General features: G+C 37.0%; 19 protein-coding genes and 3 pseudogenes. 7 read left to right on the top strand and 15 right to left on the bottom strand.

Going from position 1 to position 26,555, the window contains the following annotated elements; all coding sequences use genetic code 11:
* Positions 1-9,720 (bottom strand): isopeptide-forming domain-containing fimbrial protein (locus tag BAQ46_RS16375; protein WP_071742184.1); only part of this gene is annotated, 9,720 nt, incomplete at its 3' end.
* Positions 9,721-10,164: 444 nt separating this feature from the next.
* Between BAQ46_RS16375 and BAQ46_RS16370 the strand changes: the two genes are divergently transcribed.
* Positions 10,165-10,641 carry a GyrI-like domain-containing protein gene (locus BAQ46_RS16370; protein WP_071742183.1) on the top strand — a complete coding sequence of 159 codons (477 nt, stop codon included), beginning with the start codon at positions 10,165-10,167 and terminating at the stop codon, positions 10,639-10,641.
* Between the two features lie 332 nt (positions 10,642-10,973).
* The gene (locus BAQ46_RS16365; protein WP_071742182.1) at positions 10,974-12,221 is read left to right on the top strand and encodes an MFS transporter; all 1,248 of its coding nucleotides are present in this window, start codon (positions 10,974-10,976) and stop codon (positions 12,219-12,221) included.
* 10 nt (positions 12,222-12,231) lie between these two features.
* Here the strand turns inward: BAQ46_RS16365 and BAQ46_RS16360 are convergent, their stop codons facing one another.
* Positions 12,232-13,119, bottom strand: a complete 888-nt coding sequence (locus tag BAQ46_RS16360; protein WP_071742181.1) for a helix-turn-helix domain-containing protein — start codon at positions 13,117-13,119, stop codon at positions 12,232-12,234.
* Positions 13,120-13,199: 80 nt separating this feature from the next.
* On the opposite strand from BAQ46_RS16360, the gene BAQ46_RS16355 reads away from it, so the two are divergent.
* On the top strand, positions 13,200-13,661 hold the full coding sequence (locus tag BAQ46_RS16355; protein WP_000635515.1) for a 2-thiouracil desulfurase family protein: 462 nt from the start codon (positions 13,200-13,202) through the stop codon (positions 13,659-13,661).
* 28 nt (positions 13,662-13,689) lie between these two features.
* Here the strand turns inward: BAQ46_RS16355 and BAQ46_RS16350 are convergent, their stop codons facing one another.
* Both BAQ46_RS16350 and BAQ46_RS31550 read right to left on the bottom strand, forming a co-directional pair.
* On the bottom strand, positions 13,690-14,043 hold the full coding sequence (locus BAQ46_RS16350) for a YxeA family protein (RefSeq protein ID WP_000833136.1): 354 nt from the start codon (positions 14,041-14,043) through the stop codon (positions 13,690-13,692).
* 106 nt (positions 14,044-14,149) lie between these two features.
* Positions 14,150-14,239: pseudogene (locus BAQ46_RS31550) on the bottom strand (methyltransferase); the annotation flags it as partial.
* Positions 14,240-14,666: 427 nt separating this feature from the next.
* Here BAQ46_RS31550 and BAQ46_RS16345 point away from each other — a divergent pair.
* A pseudogene (locus BAQ46_RS16345) lies at positions 14,667-15,155 on the top strand (GNAT family N-acetyltransferase); the annotation flags it as partial.
* 150 nt (positions 15,156-15,305) lie between these two features.
* Here BAQ46_RS16345 and BAQ46_RS30100 read toward each other — a convergent pair.
* From BAQ46_RS30100 to BAQ46_RS16310, 9 genes and pseudogenes are all read right to left on the bottom strand, one after another.
* Positions 15,306-15,398 (bottom strand): annotated as a pseudogene (locus BAQ46_RS30100) (iron-sulfur cluster assembly accessory protein); the annotation flags it as partial.
* Between the two features lie 385 nt (positions 15,399-15,783).
* A complete protein-coding gene (locus BAQ46_RS16340; protein ID WP_071742179.1) occupies positions 15,784-16,335 on the bottom strand; it encodes a CopG family transcriptional regulator in 552 nt (183 codons plus the stop codon).
* A gap of 130 nt (positions 16,336-16,465) precedes the next feature.
* Positions 16,466-17,455, bottom strand: a complete 990-nt coding sequence (locus BAQ46_RS16335) for a hypothetical protein (protein WP_071742178.1) — start codon at positions 17,453-17,455, stop codon at positions 16,466-16,468.
* Entirely contained in the window at positions 17,452-17,712 is a 261-nt protein-coding gene (locus tag BAQ46_RS16330; protein WP_071742177.1) for a hypothetical protein, read from the bottom strand. The genes BAQ46_RS16335 and BAQ46_RS16330 overlap by 4 nt, the downstream gene beginning before the upstream one ends.
* Before the next feature lie 96 nt (positions 17,713-17,808).
* On the bottom strand, positions 17,809-17,964 hold the full coding sequence (locus BAQ46_RS30685; RefSeq protein ID WP_169823864.1) for a hypothetical protein: 156 nt from the start codon (positions 17,962-17,964) through the stop codon (positions 17,809-17,811).
* A gap of 166 nt (positions 17,965-18,130) precedes the next feature.
* Positions 18,131-18,925: a hypothetical protein gene (locus BAQ46_RS16325; protein ID WP_071742176.1), complete on the bottom strand. Its 795-nt coding sequence runs from the start codon at positions 18,923-18,925 to the stop codon at positions 18,131-18,133.
* 72 nt (positions 18,926-18,997) lie between these two features.
* Positions 18,998-19,276, bottom strand: coding sequence for a hypothetical protein (locus tag BAQ46_RS31085; protein ID WP_249024554.1), 279 nt, complete (start codon positions 19,274-19,276; stop codon positions 18,998-19,000).
* A 248-nt stretch (positions 19,277-19,524) separates the two neighbouring features.
* Positions 19,525-19,800 (bottom strand): helix-turn-helix domain-containing protein, encoded by a 276-nt coding sequence (locus BAQ46_RS16315; protein ID WP_071742174.1) that lies wholly within the window; start codon positions 19,798-19,800, stop codon positions 19,525-19,527.
* A 709-nt stretch (positions 19,801-20,509) separates the two neighbouring features.
* Positions 20,510-21,310: a hypothetical protein gene (locus BAQ46_RS16310; protein ID WP_071742173.1), complete on the bottom strand. Its 801-nt coding sequence runs from the start codon at positions 21,308-21,310 to the stop codon at positions 20,510-20,512.
* 606 nt (positions 21,311-21,916) lie between these two features.
* On the opposite strand from BAQ46_RS16310, the gene BAQ46_RS30425 reads away from it, so the two are divergent.
* The 3 genes from BAQ46_RS30425 to BAQ46_RS16300 all read left to right on the top strand — a co-directional run bounded on the left by BAQ46_RS30425 (position 21,917) and on the right by BAQ46_RS16300 (position 23,481).
* Positions 21,917-22,093 carry a hypothetical protein gene (locus BAQ46_RS30425; protein ID WP_161490999.1) on the top strand — a complete coding sequence of 59 codons (177 nt, stop codon included), beginning with the start codon at positions 21,917-21,919 and terminating at the stop codon, positions 22,091-22,093.
* A gap of 60 nt (positions 22,094-22,153) precedes the next feature.
* The gene (locus BAQ46_RS16305) at positions 22,154-22,588 is read left to right on the top strand and encodes a hypothetical protein (RefSeq protein WP_161490998.1); all 435 of its coding nucleotides are present in this window, start codon (positions 22,154-22,156) and stop codon (positions 22,586-22,588) included.
* Positions 22,589-22,917: 329 nt separating this feature from the next.
* Positions 22,918-23,481, top strand: coding sequence for a recombinase family protein (locus tag BAQ46_RS16300; RefSeq protein ID WP_000219450.1), 564 nt, complete (start codon positions 22,918-22,920; stop codon positions 23,479-23,481).
* 183 nt (positions 23,482-23,664) lie between these two features.
* Here BAQ46_RS16300 and BAQ46_RS16295 read toward each other — a convergent pair whose 3' ends face one another.
* Together BAQ46_RS16295 and BAQ46_RS16290 are read right to left on the bottom strand one after the other, a co-directional pair.
* Positions 23,665-23,919 (bottom strand): hypothetical protein, encoded by a 255-nt coding sequence (locus BAQ46_RS16295; protein ID WP_071742171.1) that lies wholly within the window; start codon positions 23,917-23,919, stop codon positions 23,665-23,667.
* A 671-nt stretch (positions 23,920-24,590) separates the two neighbouring features.
* On the bottom strand, positions 24,591-26,411 hold the full coding sequence (locus BAQ46_RS16290; protein WP_071742170.1) for a P-loop NTPase family protein: 1,821 nt from the start codon (positions 26,409-26,411) through the stop codon (positions 24,591-24,593).
* Positions 26,412-26,555 lie beyond the last annotated feature (144 nt).

Here is a 26,555-nt window from a genome sequence, read left to right as displayed (position 1 = left end):
CGGATCCTCTGGTTTCACTTCTGGTTCTTTCGGATCTTCCGGTTTCACTTCTGGTTCTTTCGGATCTTCCGGCTTCACTTCTGGTTCTTTCGGATCCTCTGGTTTCACTTCTGGTTCTTTCGGATCTTCCGGTTTTACTTCTGGTTCTTTCGGATCCTCTGGTTTCACTTCTGGTTCTTTCGGATCTTCCGGTTTCACTTCTGGTTCTTTCGGATCTTCCGGTTTCACCTCTGGTTCTTTCGGATCTTCCGGTTTCACTTCTGGTTCTTCCGGTATCTTAAAATCTTCTTTTGTTTTCGGTAAAATTGTAATTGTAGGCTCAAGTGGCGGATTTATTCCATCATCCACTACCGCTCTATTTGTTATCCCTTTACTTGGTGCTTCTTTTACCTTCGCTTTAAAAACAATACTACGTTCTTTCATATCCACAATGTCTAGATATTTCACGATTACTTTTCCAAACTCCACTTTTAACTCTACTGGATTTGGCTCAGCACCTTCAAATCTAAGACTATCTTGCACGTATTCTAAACCAGCTGGAATTTCATCTTCTACCTTTACCTCGGCTACTTTACCGTTTTCTACCATATTTTTAAAGCTAATTCGGTATTCTACTTCTTCTCCTAGCTTCGGTTCTTTATTACTTACTGTCTTCGTTGCTTTTAACTGACCATCTTTATATTCTGGCTTTATTGTCGCTGTCGGTTCTATAACTAGATGGTTCGGATCATCCACATGAATAATCGCTTTATTTGTTATTTCCCCTCCAACTTTTACTATTTCTTTTACCTTTACTTTAAAGATGATACTTCTTTCTTTCGTATCCATGATGTCTGGATACTTCGCTGTTACTTTTCCATTCTCTACTTTAAGCTCTGTTGGTACAGGCTTATCACCTATAGCCTCTAGACTATCTTTCACATATTCTAAACCGGCTGGAATTTCATCTTCAATTTTCACATCAACTAACTTCCCGCCATCTACTGTGCCGTTAAAAGTAATTCGATATTCAATTTCTTCTCCTAGCTTCGGTTCATGATTACTTACTTCTTTCCTTGCCTCTAGTTTCCCATCTTTATATTGCGGTGTGATTGGTATAAGTGACTCAACTGGCGGAGTCGTCGGATTATTATCATCAACAATCGCCTTGTTTACAATCTCTTTTCCTACTTGTACCGTCTCTTGTACTCTCACTTTAAAGATGATACTTCTTTTTTTCGTATCCGTAATTTCTGAATACTTTGCTGTTACTTTTCCATTCTCTACTTTAAGTTCCACTGGATGTGGTTCCGGCCCATCAGACTTTATACTATCTTGTACGTATTCTAAACCGGCTGGAATTTCATCTTCTACCTTTACCTCGGCTACTTTACCGTTTTCTACCGTATTTTCAAAGCTAATTCGATATTCTACTTCTTCTCCTAACTTCGGTTCATGATTACTTACTGTTTTTTCTGCTTGTAATGCACCATCTTTATATTGAGGCTGAATAGAGATATTCGGTTGCTCTGGTGGATTTATTGTATCTTCCACAATCGCCTTGTTCACAATCTCTTCGCCTACTTTAGCTTTTTCTTTCACTTTCACTTTAAAGACGATACTTCTTTCTTTCGTATCCGTAATTTCTGGATATTCCGCAAGGACGATTCCATTTTTCACTTTCACATACAACGGTTTCGGATTCTCTCCCTCGGCTCTTTCACTACCTTCTACAAACTCTAAGCCCGTTGGTAATTCATCCTTAATCTTCACCTTCGCTACTTTTCCATACTCTACTACGTTACGGAAAGTAATTCGATACTCTACTTCTTCTCCTAATTTTGGAGCTGGATTATTTACTGTTTTCTCAGCTTTTAGTTTTCCATCTTTATACTCCGGCGTAATAATTGCTTCTGGTTTTTGCGGAGGATTCTTCGGATTATCATCATCCACAATTGCCGTATTCACAATTTTCTTACCGACTTTTGCTACTTCCGTTACTTTCACTTTAAAGATAATACTACGCTCAGCTGTATCAGTGATATTCTCATACTTCGCTGTAATTTTCCCAGCTTCTTCTTTTAACTCTACTGGATTTGGTTCATTACCTTCTGATTTTAAACTATCCTTCACATACTCTAAACCAGTTGGTAATTGATCCTCAATTTTCACCTCTGCTAGCTTTCCGTTTTCTACCGTATTTTTAAAACGAATTTGATACTCTACTTCTTCTCCTAGCTTTGGATCCTTTTTACTTACCTTTTTATCGGCTTTAACTTTACCGTCTTTATGTTGCGGTGTAATATCTACTTCTGGTCGCTCTGGTGGATTTTTTGTATCATCAACAATTGCTTTATTTACAATTGCTTTGTCCACTTCAACTGAATCTTTCACCTTCACTTTAAAGATAATACTTCTTTCTTTCGTGTCAGTAATATTTTCATACTTCGCGGTAACCTTACCAGCTTCTTCTTTCAACTCTACTGGCGCCGGCTCATCACCTTCTGCTTTTAGACTATCTTTCACATATTCTAAACCAGAAGGAATTTCATCTTCTATCTTCACCTCTGCCAGCTTTCCATCTTTCACCGTATTACTAAATGAAATGCGGTATTCGATTTCTTCTCCTAGCTTCGGTTTATCATTATTTACCTTTTTATGAGCAGCAATCTTACCTTCTTTATGTTGCGGTGTAATTTTTGTGGTTGGTTCAATTATAGGATGGTTCGGATCATCCACATGAATAATTGCTTTATTTGTAATAGCCTTTCCTATTGTAACTGATTCTTTCACCTTTACTTTAAAGACAATACTTCTTTCTTCCGTATCCATAATCTCTGCATACGTTGCAATTACCTTACCATTTTCTACCTTCAACTCCACAGGTTTTTGCTCTGCACCTTCTGCCTTTTCGCTTCCTTGTACAAACTCTAAGCCAGCTGGAATTTCATCTTCTATCTTCACCTCTGCTAGCTTTCCATCCTTCACCGTATTATTAAAAATAATTCGATATTCGATTTCCTCGCCTAGCTTCGGTTCGTAATTACTTACTTCTTTTCTTGCCTCAATTTTTCCGTCTTTATATTGCGGTGTAATCGGTACATAAGGCTCTTCTGGTACATTTTTTGTATCATCTACAATCGCCTCATTTACGATTTCTTCTCCCGCTTTTACGCTTTCTTTTACCTTCGCTTTAAAGACAATGCTTCTTTCCTCTGTATCTGTAATTGCTGGATACTTTGCTGTTACTTTTCCATTCTCAACTTTAAGTTCTACTGGTTTCGGTTTAGAACCTTCTGCCGTGATGCTGCCTTCTACATACTCTAAACCTTTTGGTAATGTATCCTTTATGTTTACCTCTGTTAGTTTCCCGTTTTCTACCGTATTTTTAAAACGAATTCGGTATTCTACTTCTTCTCCTAGTTTTGGCTTATGATTATTCGCCACTTTCTCCGCCGCAATTTTACCATCTTTATATTGCGGCGTAATTTCCACATAAGGTTCTTTTGGCTCATTTTTTGTATCTACTACGATTGCCTTATTAACGATTTCCTTGCCTATTTCTGCTTCTTCTTTTACTTTCGCTTTAAAGACAATACTTCTTTCTTTTGTATCTGTAATTACTGGGTACTTTGCCATTACCTTGCCGTTTTCAAATTTCAGTTCTACCGGACTTGGTTTAGAACCTTCTGCTTGTAAACTGTTCTCCACATACTCTAGTCCAGCTGGAATTTCATCTTCTACTTTAACCTCTACTAGTTTTCCGTTTTCTACCGTATTTTTAAAGTTAATTCGGTATTCTACTTCTTCTCCTAATTTCGGCTTCTTATTATTTACAAATTTCTCAGCTTTCAGCTTACCGTCTTTATATTCTGGGGTAATCGTTACTTCTGAAGTCGTTGGATCTTTTGTGTCATCAACAACTACTTTATTGACAATTCCTTCTCCAACTTTGAAATCTTCTTTTACTTTCGCCTTAAAGACGATACTTCTTTCTTCTTTATCCGTAATCTCTGGATATTTGGCGATTACCTTTCCGTCTTTTACTTGCAGTTCTACCGGCCCTGGCTTAGATCCTTCTGCTTTCACACTATCTTTCACATACTCTAAGCCATTTGGTAAATTATCTTCTATTCTCACCTCTGCTAGTTTTCCGTTCTCTACCGTATTTTTAAAGCTAATTCGGTATTCTACTTCTTCCCCTAACTTCGGCGACGGATTATTTACTACTTTTTTCGCTTCAAGTTTTCCATCTTTATGCTGCGGTGTAATTTCTGCCGTCGGTGTTTCTGGCTCTTTTTTCGTATCATCAATAATTGCTTTATTGACGATTTTTCCACCAATTTTCACTTCATCTTTTACTTTCACTTTAAAGGTGATACTTCTCTCTTTTGTATCCGTAATCTCTGGATACTTCGCCATTATCTTACCGTTTTCAAATTTCAGTTCTACTGAATCTGTTCCGGCACCTTCTGCTTTCAAACTGTTTTCTACATACTCTAAACCTTCTGGTAAAGTATCTTCTATTTTTACCTCTGCTAGTTTTCCGTTTTCTACCGTATTTTTAAAGCTAATTCGGTATTCTACTTCTTCTCCTAACTTCGGTAATAGATTATTTACTACTTTTTTCGCTTCAAGTTTTCCGTCTTTATGCTGCGGAATAATTTCTGCTTTCGGTGTCTCTGGCGGATGTTTCGTATCGCTCACAATTGCTTCATTGACAATTGTATCGCTCACGTTACCTTTTACTTTCACTTTAAAAGTGATACTTCTCTCTTTTGTATCCGTAATCTCTGGATACTTCACCATTACCTTACCGTTTTCAAATTTCAATTCCACCGGATCCGGCTTAGAACCTTCCGCTTGTAAACTACCTTTCACGTACTCTAATCCATTTGGTAAATCATCTTCTATTATTACCTCCGCTAGCTTTCCATGCTCTACCGTATTCTTAAAGCTAATTCGGTATTCTACTACTTCTTCTAACTTCGGTGATCGATTATTTACAACCTTTTCCGCTTCAATTTTCCCATCTTTATACTGAGGAGTAATTTCTGCTTTTGGGTTAATTGGATCATGTTCCGTATCATCAACAATTGCCTGATTGACGATTTTCTCACCGACTTTTGCTTCTTCTTTTACTTTTACTTTAAAAGTAATACTTCTTTCTTCTATATCCGTAATCTCTGGATACTTTGCCATTACCTTCCCATTTTCCATTTTCAACTCTACTGGATTTGGTCCGGCACCTTCTGCTTTCAAACTATTTTCTACATACTCTAAGCCCTCTGGTAAAGTATCTTCTATTTTCACCTCTGCTAGTTTTCCGTTCTTTACCGTATTTTTAAAGCTAATTCGGTATTCTACTTCTTCTCCTAACTTCGGTGTTTCATTATTTACGCTTTTCTTTGCTTTAATTTTTCCGTCCTTGTGTAATGGCGTAATTTTTGCTTCTGGCTTTTTCGAATCTTTCGTATCATCAACAATTGCCTGATTGACGATTTCCTTGCCTACTTCCGCTTCTTCTTTCACCTTTACTTTAAAGATGATACTTCTTTCTTTCGTATCTGTAATATTTTCGTATTCAGCAATAACTTTTCCATCTTTCACATGTAACTTTACTGGAGCTGGTTTATCGCCTTCCGCCTTTTCACTACCTTTTACATACTCTAAACCGTTAGGGATTGTATCCTCTATTTTTACCTTTTCTAGTTTTCCGTTTTCTACCGTATTCTTAAAGCTAATTCGGTATTCCACTTCTTCTCCTAGTTTTGGTGATGGATTATCTACTATCTTAGCCGCATCAATTATCCCTTCTTTATATTGCGGGGTAATTCTTTCTTCCGGCTCAATTGCCGGATGTTTCGTATCATCAACAATTGCTTTATTAACAATTTCTTTGCCTACTTCTGCTTCTTCCTTCACTTTTACTTTAAAGACAATACTTCTTTCTTTCGTATCCGTAATATCGATATACTTAACTTTAACTACCCCAGCTTCAACTGTTAATTCTACTGGACCCGGTGCTTCCCCTTCAGCCTTAATGCTATTTTCTACATATTCAAGACCTTTTGGGATCGTATCTTCTACTCGCACCTCTGCTAGTTTTCCATTCTCTACCGTATTATGAAAACTAATTCGATATTCGATTTCTTCTCCTAGCTTTGGCTTTTCATTATTAACTACCTTTGTAGCAGCAATTTCACCTTTTTTACTTTGCGGTGTAATAACAACTTTTGCATCCACAGGATCATGTGTCGAATCTTTTGCAATTGCTTTATTTACAATTGCCTCCCCTACTTTTGCCGAATCTTTTACTTTTACTTTAAAAACAATACTTCTTTTTTCTGTATCCTTAATTTCTGGATACTTTGCAATTACTTTGCCATTTTCCATTTTTAGTTCTACTGGCTCTGGTTTGATGCCTTCAGCGTTCAAACTATCTTTCACGTATTCAACACCTGCAGGCAATGTATCTTCTACCAATACCTTTTCTAGCTTTCCGTTTTCTACCGTATTATGAAATGTAATGCGGTACTCCACTTCTTCTCCTAGTTTTGGTGTTTGATTCGTTACACTTTTATCTACATCTACTTTACCGTCTTTATAATCTGGCGTAACCTTTTCTTCTGGATGCTCAGACTGACCATTCGGATCGCTCACAACTGCTTTATTAACAATTGTTTCTCCTGCTTTTGCTTCTTCTTTTACTTTCACTTTAAAAATGATGCTTCGCTCTTTTGTATCCGTAATTTCTGGATATTTTGCGATTACCTTACCATTTTCTACTTTTAACTCTACTGGACTTGGTCCAGCACCTTCAGCTCTCTCACTGCCTTGAACAAATTCCAAGTTAGCTGGAATTTCATCTTCTATTGTAACGGCCTCTAGTTTTCCGTTTTCCACCGTATTGTTGAAGCTAATTTGATATTCAAATTCTTCTCCTAGCTTCGGATGCTTATTTGTTGCTTTTTTCTTTGCATTAATCTTGCCAGCCTTATGCTGCGGTGTAATCTTTTCTTCTATATTCTTTGGTGGATTTGTTTTATCACTAACAATTGCTTTATTAACAATTTCTTCACCAATTTTTGCAGTTTCTTTTACTTTTGTTTTAAAAACAATACTTCTTTCTTCCATATCCGTAATTGCTGGATACTTTGCAATGATTTTTCCATTTTCAAATTTCAGTTCTACTGGCTCTGGCTGTACACCTTCAGCTTTCAAACTGTCTTTCACAAACTCAAGCCTACTCGGTAATTGGTCTTCAATCGTCAATACATCTAGACGTCCATCTTTGACTTTATTTTTAAATGTAATACGATACTCTACCTCATCACCTAACTTCGGTGATTTATTAGAAGCTATTTTTCTCGCTTCTATTTCTCCAGGAACCTCTTTTGGAATCGTAACCGTAACATTTGCATCGTCTTCACTCTCATACTTTATCTCGGCACTATCTTGTCCCTTTACAGCAACGACGTTTTTTACTGTTGTATTTAATTTTATAGATTCTTTCACTTTCACCTTAAATGTAAGAACGGCACTTTCCCCAGGCTTTAAAACACCACCGTCTTTAGCATCTGCTCCTTCACCAATACGGAAATCAATTTGATTATTTACAAACTCTGCTTCATCATCGCTTGTATCATCTGTTTTTTGTCCTGTATTGCTACCAGTAACATATTGAATTGATCCCGGGACATACTCTAATCGATCATCTAATTTATCAAATCCTTTTACATTAGATACCGGCGCTTGATTGTTCTTCGTATCATTTTTCACTTCAATTTGGTACGTAATCTCTTCGCCAGCTTTAACTTCCTTAATTTCTTTTCCGGCACTATCTAATGCCTTTTTATCTACTTGTAAGTTTGGCGCATTATGTTCTGTAACGAATGTAGCATTGTTTAATACGTAAATATCACCATAGCCACTATTTGCCCTAAAACGCATTTTTGCTTCTTTTAAATCATTTTTTACTTGATTCGGTCCTTCAAGATGATACGTATGAATATCAGTACTGAATGAATTTGTCCAATCCGGGTTATATCCTGGATATTTTTTTGTAACAAATTCATTCGTGCCGTCTACTTGCACTTCTGTCATAGAAGAATCATTTGCATCATTATCTTTACCATTAATGTTTTTTATTTTTATATATCCAGCGCCAAAATCGTATTCTCCATAATCATATGCATATCCATCTTTCTCAGCTGGATCACCTTGTGAAGAAAAATAACTAAATTTCGCCTTAAAAGCACCTTCTTTTGGCGTGTTTATTTTATTAATACTAATATCTGTCCAAGCTGCGCTTTTTTGAGAAACTAACCCTTCCCAAATCTTCATATCTTTTACGGTTTCTTTATAGTTTTCGTACACTAATATAAGATTCCAATTGCCCCAGTAATAGCCGCCACCTGTTACATCTTTAATTTGTGGTACATTCGCAACTGTCAACGTTTGTGAAATTCCTTGTTGTGCAATTACATTTGTTACATCCGCATATGCAACATAACCAGCACCAGCACCTGAGTAATTAGAAATAAAAGGTAAGCTATCCGCTTTTCGTATGCTATCAGCACTTACCTCTGCATATTCTTTATTACCCATTCTCATTTTGACTGGTTGCCTTACTTGATCCTCGGTAACTTTTCTATCAGCAATATTTCCCGGTAACCCCATTGCTGCTGTCCAAAATAGGTAGGCCTTTTTCACTTTACTTCCAGCGGGAATATTAGGAAAAGCTCCTGTTGACGAATTAAAAGTACTATCATCGTTATCAACGTCCACAGTCATTTTATTCGTCTTATACCCCATACTTTGTCTGCCATAATGATCAGTTGTCAAACCAAGTGTTACATTACCAGTCTGTACTAAATTACCAGCAGCAATTGTAGAATACAGCGGATCTCCAAACCCTTGCTTATCTCCTACTTGGATTTGAACCTTCGAAGCATTCTCTGACGCAGCTTGTACTTCTGCATTACTCTGCTTTGCTGCCTCTTTTTCTGGCTGTTTCTCAGCTTCAGTTACTGGTTGTTTTGGCAGTTCTGTTTTTAATGTAGATTTATTTTTATCTTCTGCAGATACTTTTAGCTTTTCATCAACTTTTTTAGTTGTACTATCAGCTGATGGACCTACTTCTTTCTTACTACTGTCAGGCTCATCATCAGCATTAGCTTCTACTTTTTCTTCAGAGGGAATCCCTTCAACATCAACGGACATGCTCCCTATTTGTACTTGATCTTTTTGCACACTAATCTTTTGTTTGTACTCTTTATTAAAATGCTGCGTGCGACTACCTTTTATTAACACCGTCATTTTTTCATGTGATTTTAAATCTCGAATTTTAAGATTAGAAGAAAGAAGCTTTCCTCCCTTATCTTTTTCTTCTACATAGAAATCAGCCACTTTATTTTCAGGTAACTTCTCTCCGTTTACTTTCACAGATTGCGAGAGGAACGTAATTTCATTTTCATTACTTTGTTTAAGCACCAATTCTTGAATTGGTGTATCTCCCGTATTTTCAATCGTATATTGAAATACGTGCTCCCTCTCAGCTACTTCTCCCCTATATATTTCAGCATTTACTTGCTCTGCCTTAATTCTTACATCATTTCCTTGTAACTCATCCCAGCTCTTCTTATGCATCTCTGCAAAAGCACTAGGTGAAGGCAAGGTGATGGATAGGAGAAGTGCGATTATTGTTACGACATTAAAACACTTCAACGATTTCTTCATATCTTGTACCTTTCTCCTTCCTATATATTTGCTATCCGTCTACTTATAGACGAAAACATAACAATATATATCCACTCGCAACAATCCGTCCTATGAAAATCTATCGTTGAAATCGTTATTTCAACAATATAAATCTCATAGAATATTACTATTTTAATTTATCAAAAATAGTATATATATCGGATACTCATATAAACCTCTACCACTTTTTACTTATAGTAAAAAGCCCCTATGATATAGGTTTATATAACAGTTTAAGGATACATAAAAATCTTAACATACTCCATAATCTATTTATACATACAATGATAAATTTACCATTTTTTACTTATTCCAGTTTGTTATGTATCATTGAAATTTTTTAAAAATAGTAACCGTTATATGTAAAAATATGTTATATTAAATAAGAACAAATGTTCTATATAATAAGGGGGATATTTTAAAATGAAAGAACCTATCATCGTAAAAAAAGAAGCTTTCCAAGCAATCGGCATTTCGATTACGACGACCAACGAAAAAGAGGCATCTACTGAAGGGAAAATTCCCGGGCTTTGGAACCGGTACTTCCAAGAACAAATCATGCATCACATTCCAAATCAACAAACGAAAGAAACATTCGCTTTCTACTCAAATTACGAATCAGATGAAACGGGTACATATAAATACACAATTGGCATGCCTGTTTCTTCATTAGAAGACGTTCCTGCAAATATGACAACTTTAACAATACCTGCCGCTACGTATGCGGTATTTACAACGAGAAAGGGACCAATTGCTGAAGTCGTTTGCGAGGCTTGGGAATATATTTGGAAATGGTCAAAGGAAAACAAACGTGCTTTTACAACAGACTTTGAGCTTTATGATGAAAGAGCGTTAGATCCAGCTAACGTACAATTAGATATTTATATTGCATTAGCCTAAACGACAAAAAAGAAGATACCAAATGGTATCTTCTTTTTTGTCGTTAAATAGCCACTGTGCAAATCCAACATAATTGTCTACAATGAGAAAGTGCAGTATAGAAATATTAGAAACTGTATAAAGTGAAACTATACTCAGTGGTGGGGGGGTATTCATCCCCCACCACTGAGTATTAGTTGAACCAATCGGACGTTTACGGGCAGTTAGTCTCCCACCTAACTTCTTTGCTCGAGCCAAATTTTGAGGTAGGAGTTTTACTGCCCGTTAACGCGGGATAAAGTGATTGTTAACAAGTTTTTTAGTTTAAATTTGTCGCATAGAAAGGAAGCAATATGGAGGAACTACAACAAAATAAATCTGCTTTAGAAGGAAGCGGAAAACCGTTATTAAAAAATACGAATTTCCTTTTTCTTTGGGCAGCTACTCTTTTTTCAAGTTTCGCTTTAGCCTTTTTTACTTTTTCACAAACGTGGTACATAGCAAAAACATTAAACCTTGAGGCATCACTCGGTGTTGTTTTCGTAGCTCTTAGTGTTCCAAGGCTTATTTTTATGATTATCGGCGGCGCTGTAGCTGATAAATTCCCGAAAAAAAACATTATGTTTTATTCTAATATTGTTCGTGCTATTCTCGTCGCAACTATCCTTACATGGTTTATCTTAGGTGATGTAACACTATATACATTTGCTTTATTCGCTTTATTCTTTGGACTTGCTGATGCTTTTTTCTGGTCGGCTGATGGATCTATCTTGCCTGAACTTGTAGAAAAAAGCCGTTTAACACAAGCAAACTCACTTACACAAATGACAAACCAAGCATCGGTCATCTTAGGTCCTGTACTTGGCGGCATTCTTATCAAATTTACGAACTATGAAACGATTTTCTCGATTACAATTTTATTACTCATTGTCGCAGCCATACTCGTTCAAAAAATACAATTTACGATGCCAGAGCAGCAAAATACAGACAAAAGCATGTTCACTTCTATTAAAGAAGGAATTTTATATGTAAAGGAATCCCCATTCCTTTCAACTTTCCTTATTTGTAGCGCCTTTCTAAACTTATTTTTAATCGGTCCGATGCAAGTCGGTTTCCCGCTTTTCATTAAAAATGTTCTACACGGTGACTCGCTTCAATTCAGTTACTTAGAAGCATCTGTAGGAGGCGGAATGGCAATAGGCGCAGTCATTGTCGGTTTAAAAAATATTAATCGTAGACGCGGTCTATTTTGCATTATCATGATGCTACTGTCTGGCGTATTCTTCTTATCCATCAACTTTAGCACCGTACTTTGGCAAGCATTATTAGCTGGCATGTTTTACGGTATTACAATCGCAATGGCTATCGTTCCGCTTATGGCGATGATTCAATCGACAGTGAAAGAAGAAATGATGGGACGTGTAATGAGTTTACTTATGCTATCATCAATGGGCTTTATCCCGCTCTCTTATGCATTCACATCTATCGCGCTTGCAATAGGAATTCCAATCGTAACCGTTATGAAAAGTGGTGCAATCGCCGTTATCGTCTTTGTACTATTTGTAGCGATTCGTGTTCCAGTTGTAAGAAAGTTTGATTAACTACTTGGAGTCATGCATTTACGCATGGCTCCTTTTTAAACGGATCAAATAACGGTATCCCCTTACTTCTTCTCACAGCTGCTCCCCATTCTAATCCAACCTCTAAAAATAAATCTCGCACTGTACTATATAAAAGAGCCTTAACATTTTTACGGATTTCTCCGTATTTATACGCTCTCACAACACTTTTTACGCGCCAAATGAAATTTCCATACACTTCTTCATCAGCTAATATTTGCTCCAGTAAAACACCTTGCTCTAATAATCCGCTCTTTTTATAAGCAAGCTCCACCTTACTCCAAAATATATTAATCTTCTTCGGATTACTCGTCATCGGCAGAAGTGCATATATAAAAGGCTTCGGTATATCATGACGGCAATACGTCTCATCAAGCTCGTACGTTCCTTTTCTATTCTCTTTTATTTGTGGAATGTTTTTAGAAAGAATTGTTTCCCCCTCATATTTTTCCCCCATTCCACTACAGCCAGCTGCATCATTCTCACTTTCACATGCGGACAATTTCATACGGTCATCCATGCGGTCAATTGCAGATATAAGAAATACATATAAGTTCGCACTATACCCGCCGCGTTTATGTCTTTCTTTCGTTGCAACACGCTTTATAATTCCTAGTTCCTCTAACTTTGCAATGGAGCGGCGTACTGTACGAATACTTTTTCCAACATTCGTCGCAATCGTCTCCATTAACGGACAAGCAACCCCCACTGTTTTTTGTTTCTCATTTACTGCATACTTCCCTAAAAAATGAATGATGGTAGCATCCGTTTTATTTAATTGAAATCGATAATGTTTCAAAACTTTTTTTTGATATGTATTAAACTCTTCTTTACTTCGAAATTCACTATATGGTTTCATTAAAGTATATAAGCTTCCCATTTTTATCACCTCATTTATAAGTAAGAGGCAGGAAGGGAATTTGGCGTGCTATTTAATATTTTTTTAATGGAGATGAAAATATGATCGTAATTAGCGCTTGTTTAGGTGGTATCGCTTGTCGGTATGATGGAAATGACAATCTCGTTTCAAAAATAGGGGATTTGCTGCAACAAGAAGAGACACTCCTCATTTGCCCCGAAGTATTAGGAGGATTGCCAACGCCTCGTCCCTCAGCTGAAATTATTGGCGGGAATGGCGATGACGTTTTGGATGGAAAAGCGAAAGTGATGACAAAAGACGGTGAAGATGTCACGGAAGCTTTTGTAAATGGTGCTTATAAAGCATTAGAACAAATGAAAGATTTGCGCCCAGAATATATTATTTTAAAAGAACGCAGTCCCTCTTGTGGTAGTTCCACAATTTATACAGGAGAATTTAACGGGAATAAACAAACTGGTTACGGGGTAACAACTGCCTTATTCAAAAGACATGGATTTACAGTCATTTCAGAAGATGATTTTGAAAATATAAAAAGGAATTGACCCTGTTCGTCAATTCCTTTTTTCTTTCTTATTTTGTACCTAATTTTTCTTTCACTTTCGCTGGAAGTTCATCTTTTTTCACTTCTTCCCAAGCTGTTACACCTTTTTTATCTGAGTGATATACACGTAGGAATGCATCTTTACGGAGATTTTTATGAGCTGTGAATTCTATTTCTTTTTCTTTTCCGTCTTTATCGAATCCTTTTAATTTATACTCAAAATATTTGTATGGCTCTCCGCTATCAGACTTCTCATTTTTTTCAATTCCATCAGCTGTGATTTGAACATAGTACTGATCTTTCCCCATACGGTTAATATCACAACCAACTAAAAGGCTTGCGAATACAACTAAAATACTAAACAGTGCAATATATCTTTTCATTTCCTTCACCTCATATGTTTTTTCTTATATTGTTATCTTAAAGCCCAAAGCTTAAAGAAGAAATTCAAAAACATGACATGAACATTACACTTTTGTAAGATAATAATTATTGCTTCACTTTAGAAACCGTCATGCCGTCACCAATTGGCATGAGTACAGATTCTAAATATAGATGAGTTGCTACTACTTCATTATAAAAAGCCTTAAGGGAAATGAATGAATCATCTCCCTTAAGGCTTTTTATCCTCTATATCTTTACTGCCAATTTTTTATGTACCTATTACCGCCAATAACGTCTTTCACGCCACTTTCGCCACTTATCACGTAATTTCCTTATACCGTTTATTACACCTTCTATTATGCATTCTATTATAATATCTATCACAAGGTATCTTATACATCTAAAAATAGGACCTATAACGTACTTCAATATAAATTCAAAAATATTTTCCAGCATATATCCCCTCTTTCTACCCTTCAATTATAACTGGAAAAAAGAGAACTTTAAAAGAAGCTCAAATAAATAATCATGCAAGATTTGACCAACTTAAAGCTACTTCAGCAGCTATTTTTTGTATAAACTAGCAATTTCGTTTTCAATATGTGAAAAGGGATTTCTAAATGGTGAAGGGAATGTAGTACACGAAGCTATTAAAGATTCCATTCGTGAATTAAAGCAATGGTTGTCTTTATTCCAGTCCATTCCTACTGTTGAAGAAACGGAAATTCTTCTGAGAAATGCCCATATAAATTTTTTGAACAGAGAAAGCTTTCGCTACCTTATCTACCATAAGAAGACGAATAATTTTATTGGAACAGCTAGCCTTCACCGAATTAATTGGAATGTTTCTAAATGTGAAATTGGATACTGGGTTAACACGCAATTTAGTGGCAGTGGATACATAACAGAAACAGTACGTGCGTTAACAAACCTTGGATTTCAGTTATTCAAATTTAGAAGGATTGAAATACGATGTGAATCTAATAACACGAAAAGTCGTGCGATTCCTGAAAAACTAGGCTTTGAACTTGAAGGGGTATTACGTAATGAAGATGTTTCAGCTGACGGCAAACAACTAACTGATACTTGCATCTATGCAAAGATAAATTAGTTTAAGATTTTAAAATTTGTTATACAAATATCTTAAGGCTCGTTTCTAAATTTAGAAGGCGGCTTTTTGATTTTTTACTGTAAAAGAAAAGACCTCCTTAACGATTGCACTCCATCGCTAAAAAGGTCTTTCTCTATTTCAACTAAAAACTTAGCACTCTTCTGGCTTACCAGCATTCGTCGCTGTACGGAAAGATGATCCACATCCGCATGATGCGATTGCGTTTGGATTATCAATTGTGAATTATACGGTCAGTTTAACGCATATTAAAATGCGATAATATCAATGTTTACACGCATATAGCATGGTTATTTTTCGCTCTAAAGGTTAATAATACCGCTCTTACTTAACGGTCTATTACGTTAATTCCATCATACCCAAACTCTTCCACAATGACAAGTAAAAATATATCTAATCTTATAAAAGAAATCCTGTATTCATGCGCCTTTCTAGTACTTTTCGTACCGCTCGTACTCTGCGCAAAACGCCATAGAGTGCATTTGGACGCACACTAATACGTTAATTCAATTATAATCGTCTTAAAATGCGAATCTCGGTGTAACTTTCTGCACCCACTCATATAAAAAAGGCGCAGATTATAAAATCTTACGCCCATTTTCCCTTACAATTATTGCGCCTTATACTTCTCAAAGAACTCACGAAGCGCAGCCTCTATAATATCATCACGATTTAATCGATGCACATCTTCGAAAGTACCTAATTGCGAACATGTCTCCTTGTCGAGATTCACCGTCCTGCTAACCTTTTCTTTCGCTCCACTTTCTCTAATACGCATATACAACGAATGAAACAGACTTGTATTCTTCTGAGAATCACTAGATTTCGAAACCTTCTCCTTTTGTTGTGAGATTTCATTAACTACGTTGTTAGGCGTACCCCATTCATTTATAAGTTTTCGTAATGTATTTACTTCATCTTCTGTAAGAGTATTGCTTGTAGTTTCCGCCTGTACATAATCAGTATTTAATATGAAATCTCGGATATCCGCTTTCAAAGGTGGTTCACCTGCTGCCGCAAAATGCCAACCTAAATTACGCTTATAATCGTAACCAGCTGCTCTAAGCGCCTTCGATAACCTCTTGTGACTTATCCCAATTTTTTTTGCTACTATCGCCACTCTATTATGTTTTAATTCTTCTAATATAGATTCTAAATTCATCTTTGTTCCTCTTTCTTTTCGGTATCCCTTTTAATTATAATGCTTCGCAAAATGCGAAATAACTATATATGCATAATTTCATATAAAAATAAAAAAAAGAGCGAAGTCCGCTAAGACCCCGCTTTTATTATTACTTCGCTATTTGTTCGGCATCCCATTTCGCATATATTGCATCCCTTTCCTCTTCGATCACTGTTGGTCGATAATACACTTGTCCGTCGTGTGAGAATCCGTATACACGTCCTGTAGTGTGGTCGCTCGCTTCGCTGAATGTAGGATTTGCCGTTATATGCTTCGTGGATTCATCCTGTTGCATCTTCCAAACCCATAAGGTATACCTTTCATATTGGTCGATTGTCATGAAGTTAAGTTCAGCCGATAGCCATTTATAGAAGTGAATACGCTCTTTTGTAATGCCGTATCTCTTCACCATATCTCGGAAATTTTTCGTTCGAATCCATAAGAAGAATGGAAGCGATCCCTTGGAAGAATTTAATTCGTGACGTATCGGGATTAAGTTGCCAATATGTGAGCCACCCGTTAATGAGGTCGGGATAATGTGGTCACTGGTAACTCTATCGTAGCTTCCTGTTAATACACACGCTGCATTCATTATCACCCTTCGATACTCTTCGATTCCCTCGCCGTCTAACTTTACATGTAGCCCTAAATCTCGACTAATTCTCGCATAATTTCGAAGTTTGTTACATTTGTATTGGCAGTTTCGGCATTCTGTACGATATCCATCTCCATCGGTGCTATATTCGGATAGTTCCTTTTCTTCGCCACATGTAGAGCAAGTACGATTTTCGTTTAGGTTTAACAGCTCTACTAATTTTTCCCGTTTATAGCGCCTGGACTCGGAACGGCACTTTGCACACTCATTTTGGTATCCGTCTTTCTTTTGGATGTGTTTTGGGAATGATTCGTATGTAAGTAACTCTCCACAACCACCCCTGCACCGTTTAAAGTAACGTTGAGTCCCATCGGATAGCGTTGCGATGTATCTTTCTATTGAATTCTTTCTTTTAATTTTCCCTACGCTAATAGGCTCTAGCTTTGCTATATCGAATTCTCTTACTGTATTTCTTACTATTGTTTCAGTTCTTGTCTTCGTCATTCTAGCCCACCTCCAAACAGTACGCTATTTTCCCCGATTCCATATACTCCGAGCTTGTGACGCTTCTCATATTCGTCCAGCCCGCCGTCTCCCTTTTTAATCTTCTTACGTGTTTTCCATTCGCCTGTGCTGTAATCGTATTCGATGTTATAGCCATTCTCGCCATACTTTTCACGAGCCTGCGCAATAATTTCGGGTAGTTGTTTATGTACGTCGGGTGCTTTCCCTCTAGTTGCCTTCGTTGTTGTTGTTTTCATTTTCCGTCTCTCCTTCGATTATCGTTTTATTTATCGTTATTTTGGTACAAAAAAGGGCGAGCAAAAGTCCGTAAAGACTTCGCCCCAGTTTCGCTATTACTTATTAACCTCGACCGTGTGCGTACCGTCCGCCGAGAATTTAACCGTAATATCATTGCCGTATTGCTCGTTTAATGCGTACATTTGACGTTGAATGTTGTCGTAATTAATTTGCTTGCCTTCCATTGCTTCGATTTCGATTACTGTTTTCATAGTTTCGTTTCCTCCGATGTTTTTGTATTTTTATATTTAGGCGAGACAATAGCCCCGCCGTGTCTTCATTAGCCTTTTCTACCTGTTCCGCCGCCAGCTATAAACATATCGTTTAGCTCGTCGAACGTTTTATAATCTTTTTTCATATTCGCTTTCCCCCTCTACATTATTCGCTAAATAAGTCGTGACCGAATCGCTCGTGATTCTCGATTTTCTTTTCTACTAATGCGGCTGTGTCTGCGTGGTCTTCGAAGTATTTTGCGGGTTCATTTACATATCGCTCCGCAATGTGTCCGAGATTTTCTTTAATAGCCGTTTGTACTTGACCTACGGCGAATGATGCCGAGCGCATTTCGTTAATGTAATCTAGCTGCTCTTTAATTTGGTCGAAGTTTGGTACTTGCGATGCATTCGCTAGTTTTTGGCTCATACCTAATAAGAGCGGGCGAATATGTGGCAAGTTTTCACCTTTGCCGACTAATTCCGCTAGCTGTCCCGTGAAATAGCCCTGTAATTCGTGCGCTGTCTTGCCTTTCTTGCTCGCTATATCTACCATTCTTTCTAGGTATTTAATAGCTGTATCTTGATTAGGCGCTAGTAACACCTTTGTTTTTAAGTCGCTGATTTCAGCATCATATAAAATACGGTCGGCTTCGCTTAGGTCTTCGAATTGTGGCGTTAATAACGCTCGTGTTTGCTTTTCGGCTTCGTCTAATAGCGCATTATACTTGCTTCGGCGCTCTTTCATTTCTTCTAGTAATACGTGTGTTGCCACTCTCTTAATGCGTCCTTTTCTTGCTGCCTTGCCTTGCTCTGATAGTTCTCGATTTTCTCCTGTTTTGCGAATTTGCTCGTTAACTCCGCCATCTGACATTAGTAACTCACGTACGTAACTTGCTGTACCTGCTTTAATTTCTCGTGCCTCGTGCATTAGTTCTACTGCTGTTTTTGTGTTTGTCATCTTCATTTATCCCCTTTGTTAGTTAGTTTAGTAGTTTTATATGAACGGCAATGCCGTCGATAACTTGCGTTATTATTTGGCTAATAAGCCCAGTCGGCGCATAAATCCCGCCAGCTTACTGCGCATTGTTTTAAAGACTCGCTTTAACTTTTCTCGCACGGATCTTTCTTTTATTTCTTGTTCGTCTTGCGCTGCGACCTCGTTAATATAAATGTCGTCTATCGCCTCTAGCGTTCGTGGGTCGTCCATAATTACGGCACATTCGTTACACGCTGATGCGGGTTTCATTTCCGCTAATACATACGCACTAGCTATCGTTTCTTTGTATATATCGTCATTGCAAGTATGCAAGTCATATGCAACGGGCGTTTTTCTATCGCAACTAGCTTCTACGATTTCGTTAATCTTTCCAGCTAGGCTTGTGATTTCTTGCATAGGCGCTATAATCTGCCCTACCGTCCTGCCACGGTCATATACATGCACGACTAAAAACGCATGCTTGCGATATTCTTTAATATCAGCGATTACCAATGGTCGATTGGCTCTATCTAGCTGTATTCCCGTCTTGCCTCTTGCTGCGTCTAGAATTGCATCACTAATCATTTCACTAATTCCCCTCTCTTACTGTTTGCTCTTTTTCGTAAGTCTTTTGATACCTCTAATAACGGTAAATCATATAGTAACTTCGCTTGAATAACTCGAAGGTTTTCACTTCCTACTAATCCCTCGATTTTCTTAATGTTTTCTTTTTTCGGTTGTGCATGTCCACGCTCCCACTTATTAACGGTGGTAAGCGATACGCCGACCAATTTAGCGAAGTCTGTTTGATTGAGTCCAGTTAACTGCCGAACTGATTTAATATCTTGCGGGCGCATTATAGCCCTCCTTCCTATTGGTTTTAATTTTTTGTATTGAGAATTTAAGTTTTTTAAACTTCAAAGTTAAATAAAAATTATTAGTTCCTTAAAAAGGAGATGCAACGCAGGGGCAAACAGGAAAATGCCACGCCATTAGCTAACGTTTCATAAAACACCTACGCCACATGATGAAGAATTAAAAACCCCGTTGACGGTGCGAAGAGTTACCGCCACAAATACGAAGGGTACGAAACCCTTGCTTATGAAGTTATTGAGCTAACCGAGTACATTAACGCTTACGCAATCCCTGTATGATTGGAACGAAACGGGCGGCAACCCGCTTACATGATGCTGCTGCGTATACTGATTTGGAAAGCAATGTGATACCGCTAGCTATCCGATACCACAACCCGACGACGCTGCGCCAAGTTTGTGATTAATTTAATAACTATTTATCTCTTCACCTATAAGGTCGGCTGCTGGTAAAAAAATTGGTATCCTTTCCGATTTGTAACGTAACTGTAATAATGTTTACAACCGGTTACGTATCTTGCACCGCCTTTTTGCCCCCCTGCATTCCGTTATAGGCGCAGCAACCCGCCGAAACGGGTCACTATTCTATTATTTTTCCGTGATTTGGCGGTATAACTTCTTAATCTCACTCTCTAGCGGGTTATTTAATACGCCTCTATCGCATACATACGGGCTAATTACGTAGCCACGCCCTTTAACACCAGTCTTCGCACCGCTTACCGGATATCATTGCCCCGTCATTGATAAGCGTTGATAGCAGCGTGCGAGCGCTCGAATATGCAATACCTAGAATCTTCGCTATGTCACGAGAACTTAAAATCTCGACTTGTGACGGCTTGAACTCCTGCGGATTCGCACATAATACATATGTATCCTTATGCGCATTGGACATTAGTTTGAAGATAGCGCCCGCTTGACGGTCTGATAGTTTCGATAGAAGTTGTTTTGCTTCTTCTTTGTACACCTTCGTAAAGTTGACGAATGCGCCGCCAGTGTTTCCACATCTTACTAAATCCTCGTTGATATAATAGAGCGTCGGACGCTGCGAGTTATCTCGAATGACTGCACCGATCCTTTCTAATTCTTCTAGCGCTTTAAGCGTCGATTTCTTCCCACGCCCTAGTAATTGCTGCATGTCTTTCGTTGTTAGCGGTCGAATACCGTACTTGCCTCGCCCCGTGTCTTGCATTAATAAACCGCCCGCATTCATTTGTAGGTATAGCGATAGTTTGAAGAATACGCCGAGCTGATTTAATGTGACATGACTATATCGCTCGCCCTCGTTTCCATTAACCATTACGAAGCGGCGTGTATCTTCCTTACGTAACTCTTTGTATCGAATCGCATCTAGTTCGGCTGGGGTTCGTACTCTTTGAGTTTCTGCGATTGCGACCGCCTGTTTTAGTGCTGTTTGTTGCGCTTCTGTTAGTCCTTCGATTGAGCCAGCGTGTATAATGGCGCTGATTTCTTCGAATAGATTGCCTGTATTTTTCATTATGTTTCCCCTTTCTCGTTGTAATCAGATGTAAACTTGTAGCATATTTGACACCTTCGGCTCAGTTTTTGTAGCATATTTGACACCTTCAAAAAGTGCCGTAAGCCTTAGAGCCACAAGGGATGTAAACGTATTTCCATATAAAAGTACTCTGTTATCTGTGTGGATAACGAAACATCTTTGACGCAGCAACTACATAGCGTCACGGCTTCCTTAACGTTGCCGATTAACGGTTTTGATTAATGCGCTTAATTAAAAAGAACATACGCAATAATAGTTATTGTGAGAGCTTGCGAACACTCGAAGCGATAGCGCCGATATATCTTTTAACGTTTCTAAAGAGATTGGCGCAACTCACGGCTGTAATTGGCTAGATTCTGCGATATTTCTCTAAACTATTTTTAACGCCTTCGTATGTATAGGTGCGCCAACAGTCAAAGAAAGGGCGAATCTATTAAATTATGTTGTGTTGCGTCTTGTCTTCTCACTTCTATTGGCGCACTAGTTATCGAATATTGGTATTGTATTGGCGAATATAAACACCCCGAGATTCAAAAATGAAATACAAATTTTTTTGAGGTCGAAGAATTCCGTAAATAGGTCTGCTTGGGTAAACGTGAGGTCGTGAGGGCTTCGCTAGAGGCTGCGGAAAGAGCGGGCGTTAAAGTAATAGTTCATCTTGAACCGTTAGCGTTTCCATTTATTAGTAACCGAGTTAAGATTTTACGTGCGCTAATTGTATACAGCAGTTGCGGGGCGTTTCGAGGGTGGCTTGGAGGGTAGGGTAAATTTCCGTTGGGTGGCTCGCTTGTCTGCGATGCGAATTAAAACCACTCAAATTAAATGCTAGACACTTTAAATAGAGCAATTCTTTTACTCTTCTTAAATTCTCACGCAGAAACAAAAGAAAGAATGATTCAATTCGAAGTAATTAATAAATCAAATGCAAATCAATACGAACAACTCAACAAAGAAACAACTTCGAACTCTTTACGATTCAAATATAATTTACAAACGAATTACTTCACGAACTTAATCGCAACAACAAACAAAGATTCTCAACACTTTAATTCACAAACAAAACAACAAACGAAATCAATTGCAACAAAGAAAGATCATAAAAAGAAAAGTAATAACAAACTATTCGAATACACTCACAAAGGTAGCTATGGCTGTACAGTATGTCATGATAGTGTACGCCGTGCTGTAATGTTAGTTTGTTGGCTTATAGCTGCGTACAATGGTAGATTGTTAACCTCCCAGCGCTTTGCCTCCTAGCTTCTAATAACATCGCAATAAGTAATAGTACGAGATGTATAGCGCTGTGTGTGGTTGTGTGATACGGTATGATGTAGCTAGGCATATCGGCATGGTTAAAGTACATATGCCCTTATTGGTCGCAGATAATGGCGGCGGGTAAATCAGTGTGAGAATGCGCAGACATATGCAGGGGTATTTCTATATTAATGAGCTAGTAGGTAAATGGTGTATTCTTTTCTTTCGAGTATTGAATACAATTATACAATGTGATAAGATAGGCACACGAGTTGTATTCAAAACATGTATTCTTTATTCAACGCAGAATAAATAGAAAAGGATGATAACATATGACAGTATATGGGTACGCACGTGTTAGTACAGTAGGTCAAAAATTAGAAGTGCAAGAAGAGGCGTTACATAATGCAGGATGCGAAGTTATTTATTCTGAGAAGTTTACGGGAACAACAAAGGAAAGACCGCAGTTTATCGAATTAATGGATAAGATTGGCGAAGGTGATACGCTAGTAGTTACGAAGCTAGACCGCTTTGCACGTTCAACAAAAGATGCGATAGAACTTGTAACAGAATTATACGAGCGAGGCGTAATTGTTAACGTGTTAAACCTCGGCACTATTGATAGAAGTACCGCAGCAGGAAAGCTAATGTTTAATGTATTCGCTGCGTTCGCTGAATTTGAAAGAGATATGATTGTAGAACGTACACAAGAAGGAAAAGCCGCAGCTAGACAAAAAGCTGATTTCCGAGAAGGGCGTCCAACTATAGCAAAAGCGCAGATAGATACGGCTATGATGTTATTGAAAGATAACTCTATTCGTAAAGTTGCACAAATGACGGGTCTATCAGTATCGACAATACAACGTTATAAAAAGAAAAGAGAGGCGGCACAGTAGTAGCGATGCAAGAAGCTGACGTAAAGAAAACGACATGGTATAAGCTAGTTAAACAAGTAGAGGATGCAAAATAATGCGCTCTTTTTGTGTTATATCGTAAACGGTATGCGTTTTGGAAGGTGTCTCCGCCCTATTCTCATACATTTAACGTAATAAAAAAAGACGCTCATAAGAGCGCCCTGCTTAGTTATGGAATTTAATAGAGGCTAAATCAGTAAATTCTCCTGTAACTGACACTTTATTTACCACAACACCTGTAATTTGTCCTGTCGGTATAATCTCTGTTGCTACTCCACCACGTAACGGAAACGAAACTACACTATGTTTCGTAAGATTATCGATGATGTGCGTCTCTACGTCCAGCTGTGTTACATCGTCCTCAATTATTAGTGCTGTCGAAGACTCCCCTTGTTTAAATGTTACTCTGAATTTTGCCATGTTGATTCCTCCTATAATTCGAATTTTTTGTACTGTCGTGCTGGGATTTTACTAAACCCCCTTGGTATCTGCTTACGTAAAAATCACTAATTATTTCACTTTCGCATAGCTCTTTTCTAGCACATATTAATCGTACCAAATTATACCACATACTAGTGTATTGATACTATTATGCTGACTAGATGACCTCACTTTATAAAGTATTTAGCCCCCGAGATTTCAAGACCTCCCTCCAGCAGAACGAGCAGCAGGTGTATAGCCGCCATTCACAGCGCCACACACACGCCAATCTGACGATATTTCCCCCGTGGTATCGCTTATTTTGTAAATCGTTGTAACCGTTTTGGTTGCATGTAAATCATCGTAAACACTACAGCCGCAAGGGATTCGCTATTTCATCGACAATATTACACGAGTTTACATTGAGGTTAGCGCCAACAAAATGCCGACGTTTCTGCATAAATGGTAAACGTTGTTGTTATGCGGTTTACGTATCGCTTGCATAACGTAATAATGTATACGATATGCAGTAATTGAAGGGTGGAGTTCGGAGGGGTACGATTTCCTTACTTGGCTAAGAAAAGATATAAATTTAAGTTTTTCATTTTCATTTGCATTTATTTAATTTTCATAAAAAAAAGAAAGCCCATAAGACTTTCTCGCGGTTGTAATTACTTTGAAATATGCTCTTTAACTTCTTCTAAGCAATCTATTAACTCTAAAACTATACTTTTCTTTAAAGAATCTATACATACTTCTTCAATTTTACTGCGTAAAGATAAAATGAGATTTTCAATAAATTCTACTTCGTGCTTATAAAATTTGTTTGCATTACTTATATACAAGTATTTTTCTTTTATGAATGTAGAAAACATATTAATTCCTTTATTCGGAAAATCAAAAATTTCGTTACATAATCTCTCCTGATCCACACTTGCAAAAAAACTATCTTTATCTTTGATTTGAGAATAATGGACCCGAAACTTATCCATATCCACATATTTTATTGAGTACATAAATTCTTCAATTAAAAAATGGTCTTTTTCTCTTATTAGCTCAATTTTTTTCTCTTTAATTTTATTTACAAGTTCTGTATAGTACTGGTCTTCAATTGCGTAATAAAAATTCCGCTCAAGTTTATAACTCTCTACTTCAACTCCATGTAACTCAAAAGATTTCTGTAATCCAATATTAAATTTTTCTTGTAACTGTTCTAAATCTAGTGGAATAATGTTTTTACTCTTAAAGAGAAATAATAATCTATATACTTCAAGATATATTTCAGGTTTATAAATTCCTGTTTCAATTCCTTTGATTACTATTTCTATGTTACTTTGCAATTCGTCTAACTCAATTTCAAAATAAAGGTAAATAGCCCTTAGGGCTTTTTGTTCTTTACTCTCTTTTTTCAAATATATTTCTTTTATCTCTTCTTCTAACAATTCTGCATTTAAATGCCCTGTTAAAATATATATGCCAATCGATTTGTGCATCTTGAATAGTTCACTAATCATACTATTTTGCAAATACTTATCCCGAAAAGTTTTTGCGTATTTTTCTTGTTTTGTTTCTTCTTTAGATGAAAAACTTAAAAACCCAAGGGTGCTTAAATCATATAATAGTTCTAATTCTTTAGGTTCATTAACTAGCCCATTTTTAAAATCTTCGGAAATTAAAAGTATATTAATAAAAACAGATAAACTGATTCTATTGTTTCTTTCTACCAACTCACAATTATTTATTACCTGTAAAAAACTATCAAAGATGAATCTTAATGTTCTTAAATTAACCCCTTCAGATATAAATTTAATTATCTGTAGTATGATTTGACTATTTTCCTCATAAAAATCGCGAATTTTTTGGCTTTCCTTATAATTATTGTATATAAAATCAGGGAGTACTTCATCAATGACTTTATTATATTGTATTGTCCGTCCAATAATTTTCTCCTTGATTTTATAAAAATAATTTTCTTCTTCTAATTTTTCTTGGTTAGATATAAATATTGTTTTTATATTTTCATGCTCAACATAATTCGAATTAATATAACCCAAAATATGCTGAATAGAAAGCGATTTATCAATTCTCTCTAAATCATCAAAACATAGAACCGTATTCTTTAGATTTGTAAATTTCTTTGCTACATTAGAAAGTTCACCTTCAACGCCTTGTCCCACTCCTAAAGACGAGATTTTTGATGCAATCCTTAGCCCCCATTTTGCAGACCTGTATCCTACATTTAGAACTCCATCAATTGAATTTAAAAATAAAATCTCATCTATTTCGTCCACACTTTTTATCCCATTTAGTGATATGTAAATAAATTTATATTTCTCATCACTATTTGGAACAGGTAAGTTTTCTATTTCAGTCTTTAATATTTCTGTTACATAATACGTTTTACCGATTCCCCATGGACCGTTTAATTGAATAGCATAATTTGTTTTATGTAAGCCTAAGTATTCTTTGATTGTTTTAAAAATAGTATCCATTCCCTAACCACCCCATTACAAGAATCTATATATTCATCTTATCATATGACAATACTTTTTCATTCAAACATTTCAACTGCCTCATCTGTCACTTCACGCTCCCCCTCTTCTTTTCTCTTTTCATTTTAACTTTTATCTTCATAT

The sequence above is a fragment of the Bacillus paranthracis genome, from assembly GCF_001883995.1.
In the GTDB taxonomy this organism is placed as follows: Bacteria; Bacillota; Bacilli; order Bacillales; family Bacillaceae_G; genus Bacillus_A; species Bacillus_A paranthracis.
Note: the sequence above shows the minus strand (reverse complement) of the source record. Positions and strands in the feature narration are given on the sequence as shown.

What these genes read in the sequence shown, in the direction of transcription:
- BAQ46_RS16370 (WP_071742183.1), top strand. Translation starts at nt 10,165, where the DNA reads ATGAAAGAACCTATCATCGTAAAAAAAGAAGCTTTCCAAGCAATCGGC.
- BAQ46_RS16365 (WP_071742182.1), top strand. Translation starts at nt 10,974, where the DNA reads ATGGAGGAACTACAACAAAATAAATCTGCTTTAGAAGGAAGCGGAAAA.
- BAQ46_RS16360 (WP_071742181.1), bottom strand. Translation starts at nt 13,119, where the DNA reads ATGGGAAGCTTATATACTTTAATGAAACCATATAGTGAATTTCGAAGT.
- BAQ46_RS16355 (WP_000635515.1), top strand. Translation starts at nt 13,200, where the DNA reads ATGATCGTAATTAGCGCTTGTTTAGGTGGTATCGCTTGTCGGTATGAT.
- BAQ46_RS16350 (WP_000833136.1), bottom strand. Translation starts at nt 14,043, where the DNA reads ATGAAAAGATATATTGCACTGTTTAGTATTTTAGTTGTATTCGCAAGC.
- BAQ46_RS16340 (WP_071742179.1), bottom strand. Translation starts at nt 16,335, where the DNA reads ATGAATTTAGAATCTATATTAGAAGAATTAAAACATAATAGAGTGGCG.
- BAQ46_RS16335 (WP_071742178.1), bottom strand. Translation starts at nt 17,455, where the DNA reads ATGACGAAGACAAGAACTGAAACAATAGTAAGAAATACAGTAAGAGAA.
- BAQ46_RS16330 (WP_071742177.1), bottom strand. Translation starts at nt 17,712, where the DNA reads ATGAAAACAACAACAACGAAGGCAACTAGAGGGAAAGCACCCGACGTA.
- BAQ46_RS30685 (WP_169823864.1), bottom strand. Translation starts at nt 17,964, where the DNA reads ATGAAAACAGTAATCGAAATCGAAGCAATGGAAGGCAAGCAAATTAAT.
- BAQ46_RS16325 (WP_071742176.1), bottom strand. Translation starts at nt 18,925, where the DNA reads ATGACAAACACAAAAACAGCAGTAGAACTAATGCACGAGGCACGAGAA.
- BAQ46_RS16315 (WP_071742174.1), bottom strand. Translation starts at nt 19,800, where the DNA reads ATGCGCCCGCAAGATATTAAATCAGTTCGGCAGTTAACTGGACTCAAT.
- BAQ46_RS16310 (WP_071742173.1), bottom strand. Translation starts at nt 21,310, where the DNA reads ATGAAAAATACAGGCAATCTATTCGAAGAAATCAGCGCCATTATACAC.
- BAQ46_RS16305 (WP_161490998.1), top strand. Translation starts at nt 22,154, where the DNA reads ATGCTAGACACTTTAAATAGAGCAATTCTTTTACTCTTCTTAAATTCT.
- BAQ46_RS16300 (WP_000219450.1), top strand. Translation starts at nt 22,918, where the DNA reads ATGACAGTATATGGGTACGCACGTGTTAGTACAGTAGGTCAAAAATTA.
- BAQ46_RS16295 (WP_071742171.1), bottom strand. Translation starts at nt 23,919, where the DNA reads ATGGCAAAATTCAGAGTAACATTTAAACAAGGGGAGTCTTCGACAGCA.
- BAQ46_RS16290 (WP_071742170.1), bottom strand. Translation starts at nt 26,411, where the DNA reads ATGGATACTATTTTTAAAACAATCAAAGAATACTTAGGCTTACATAAA.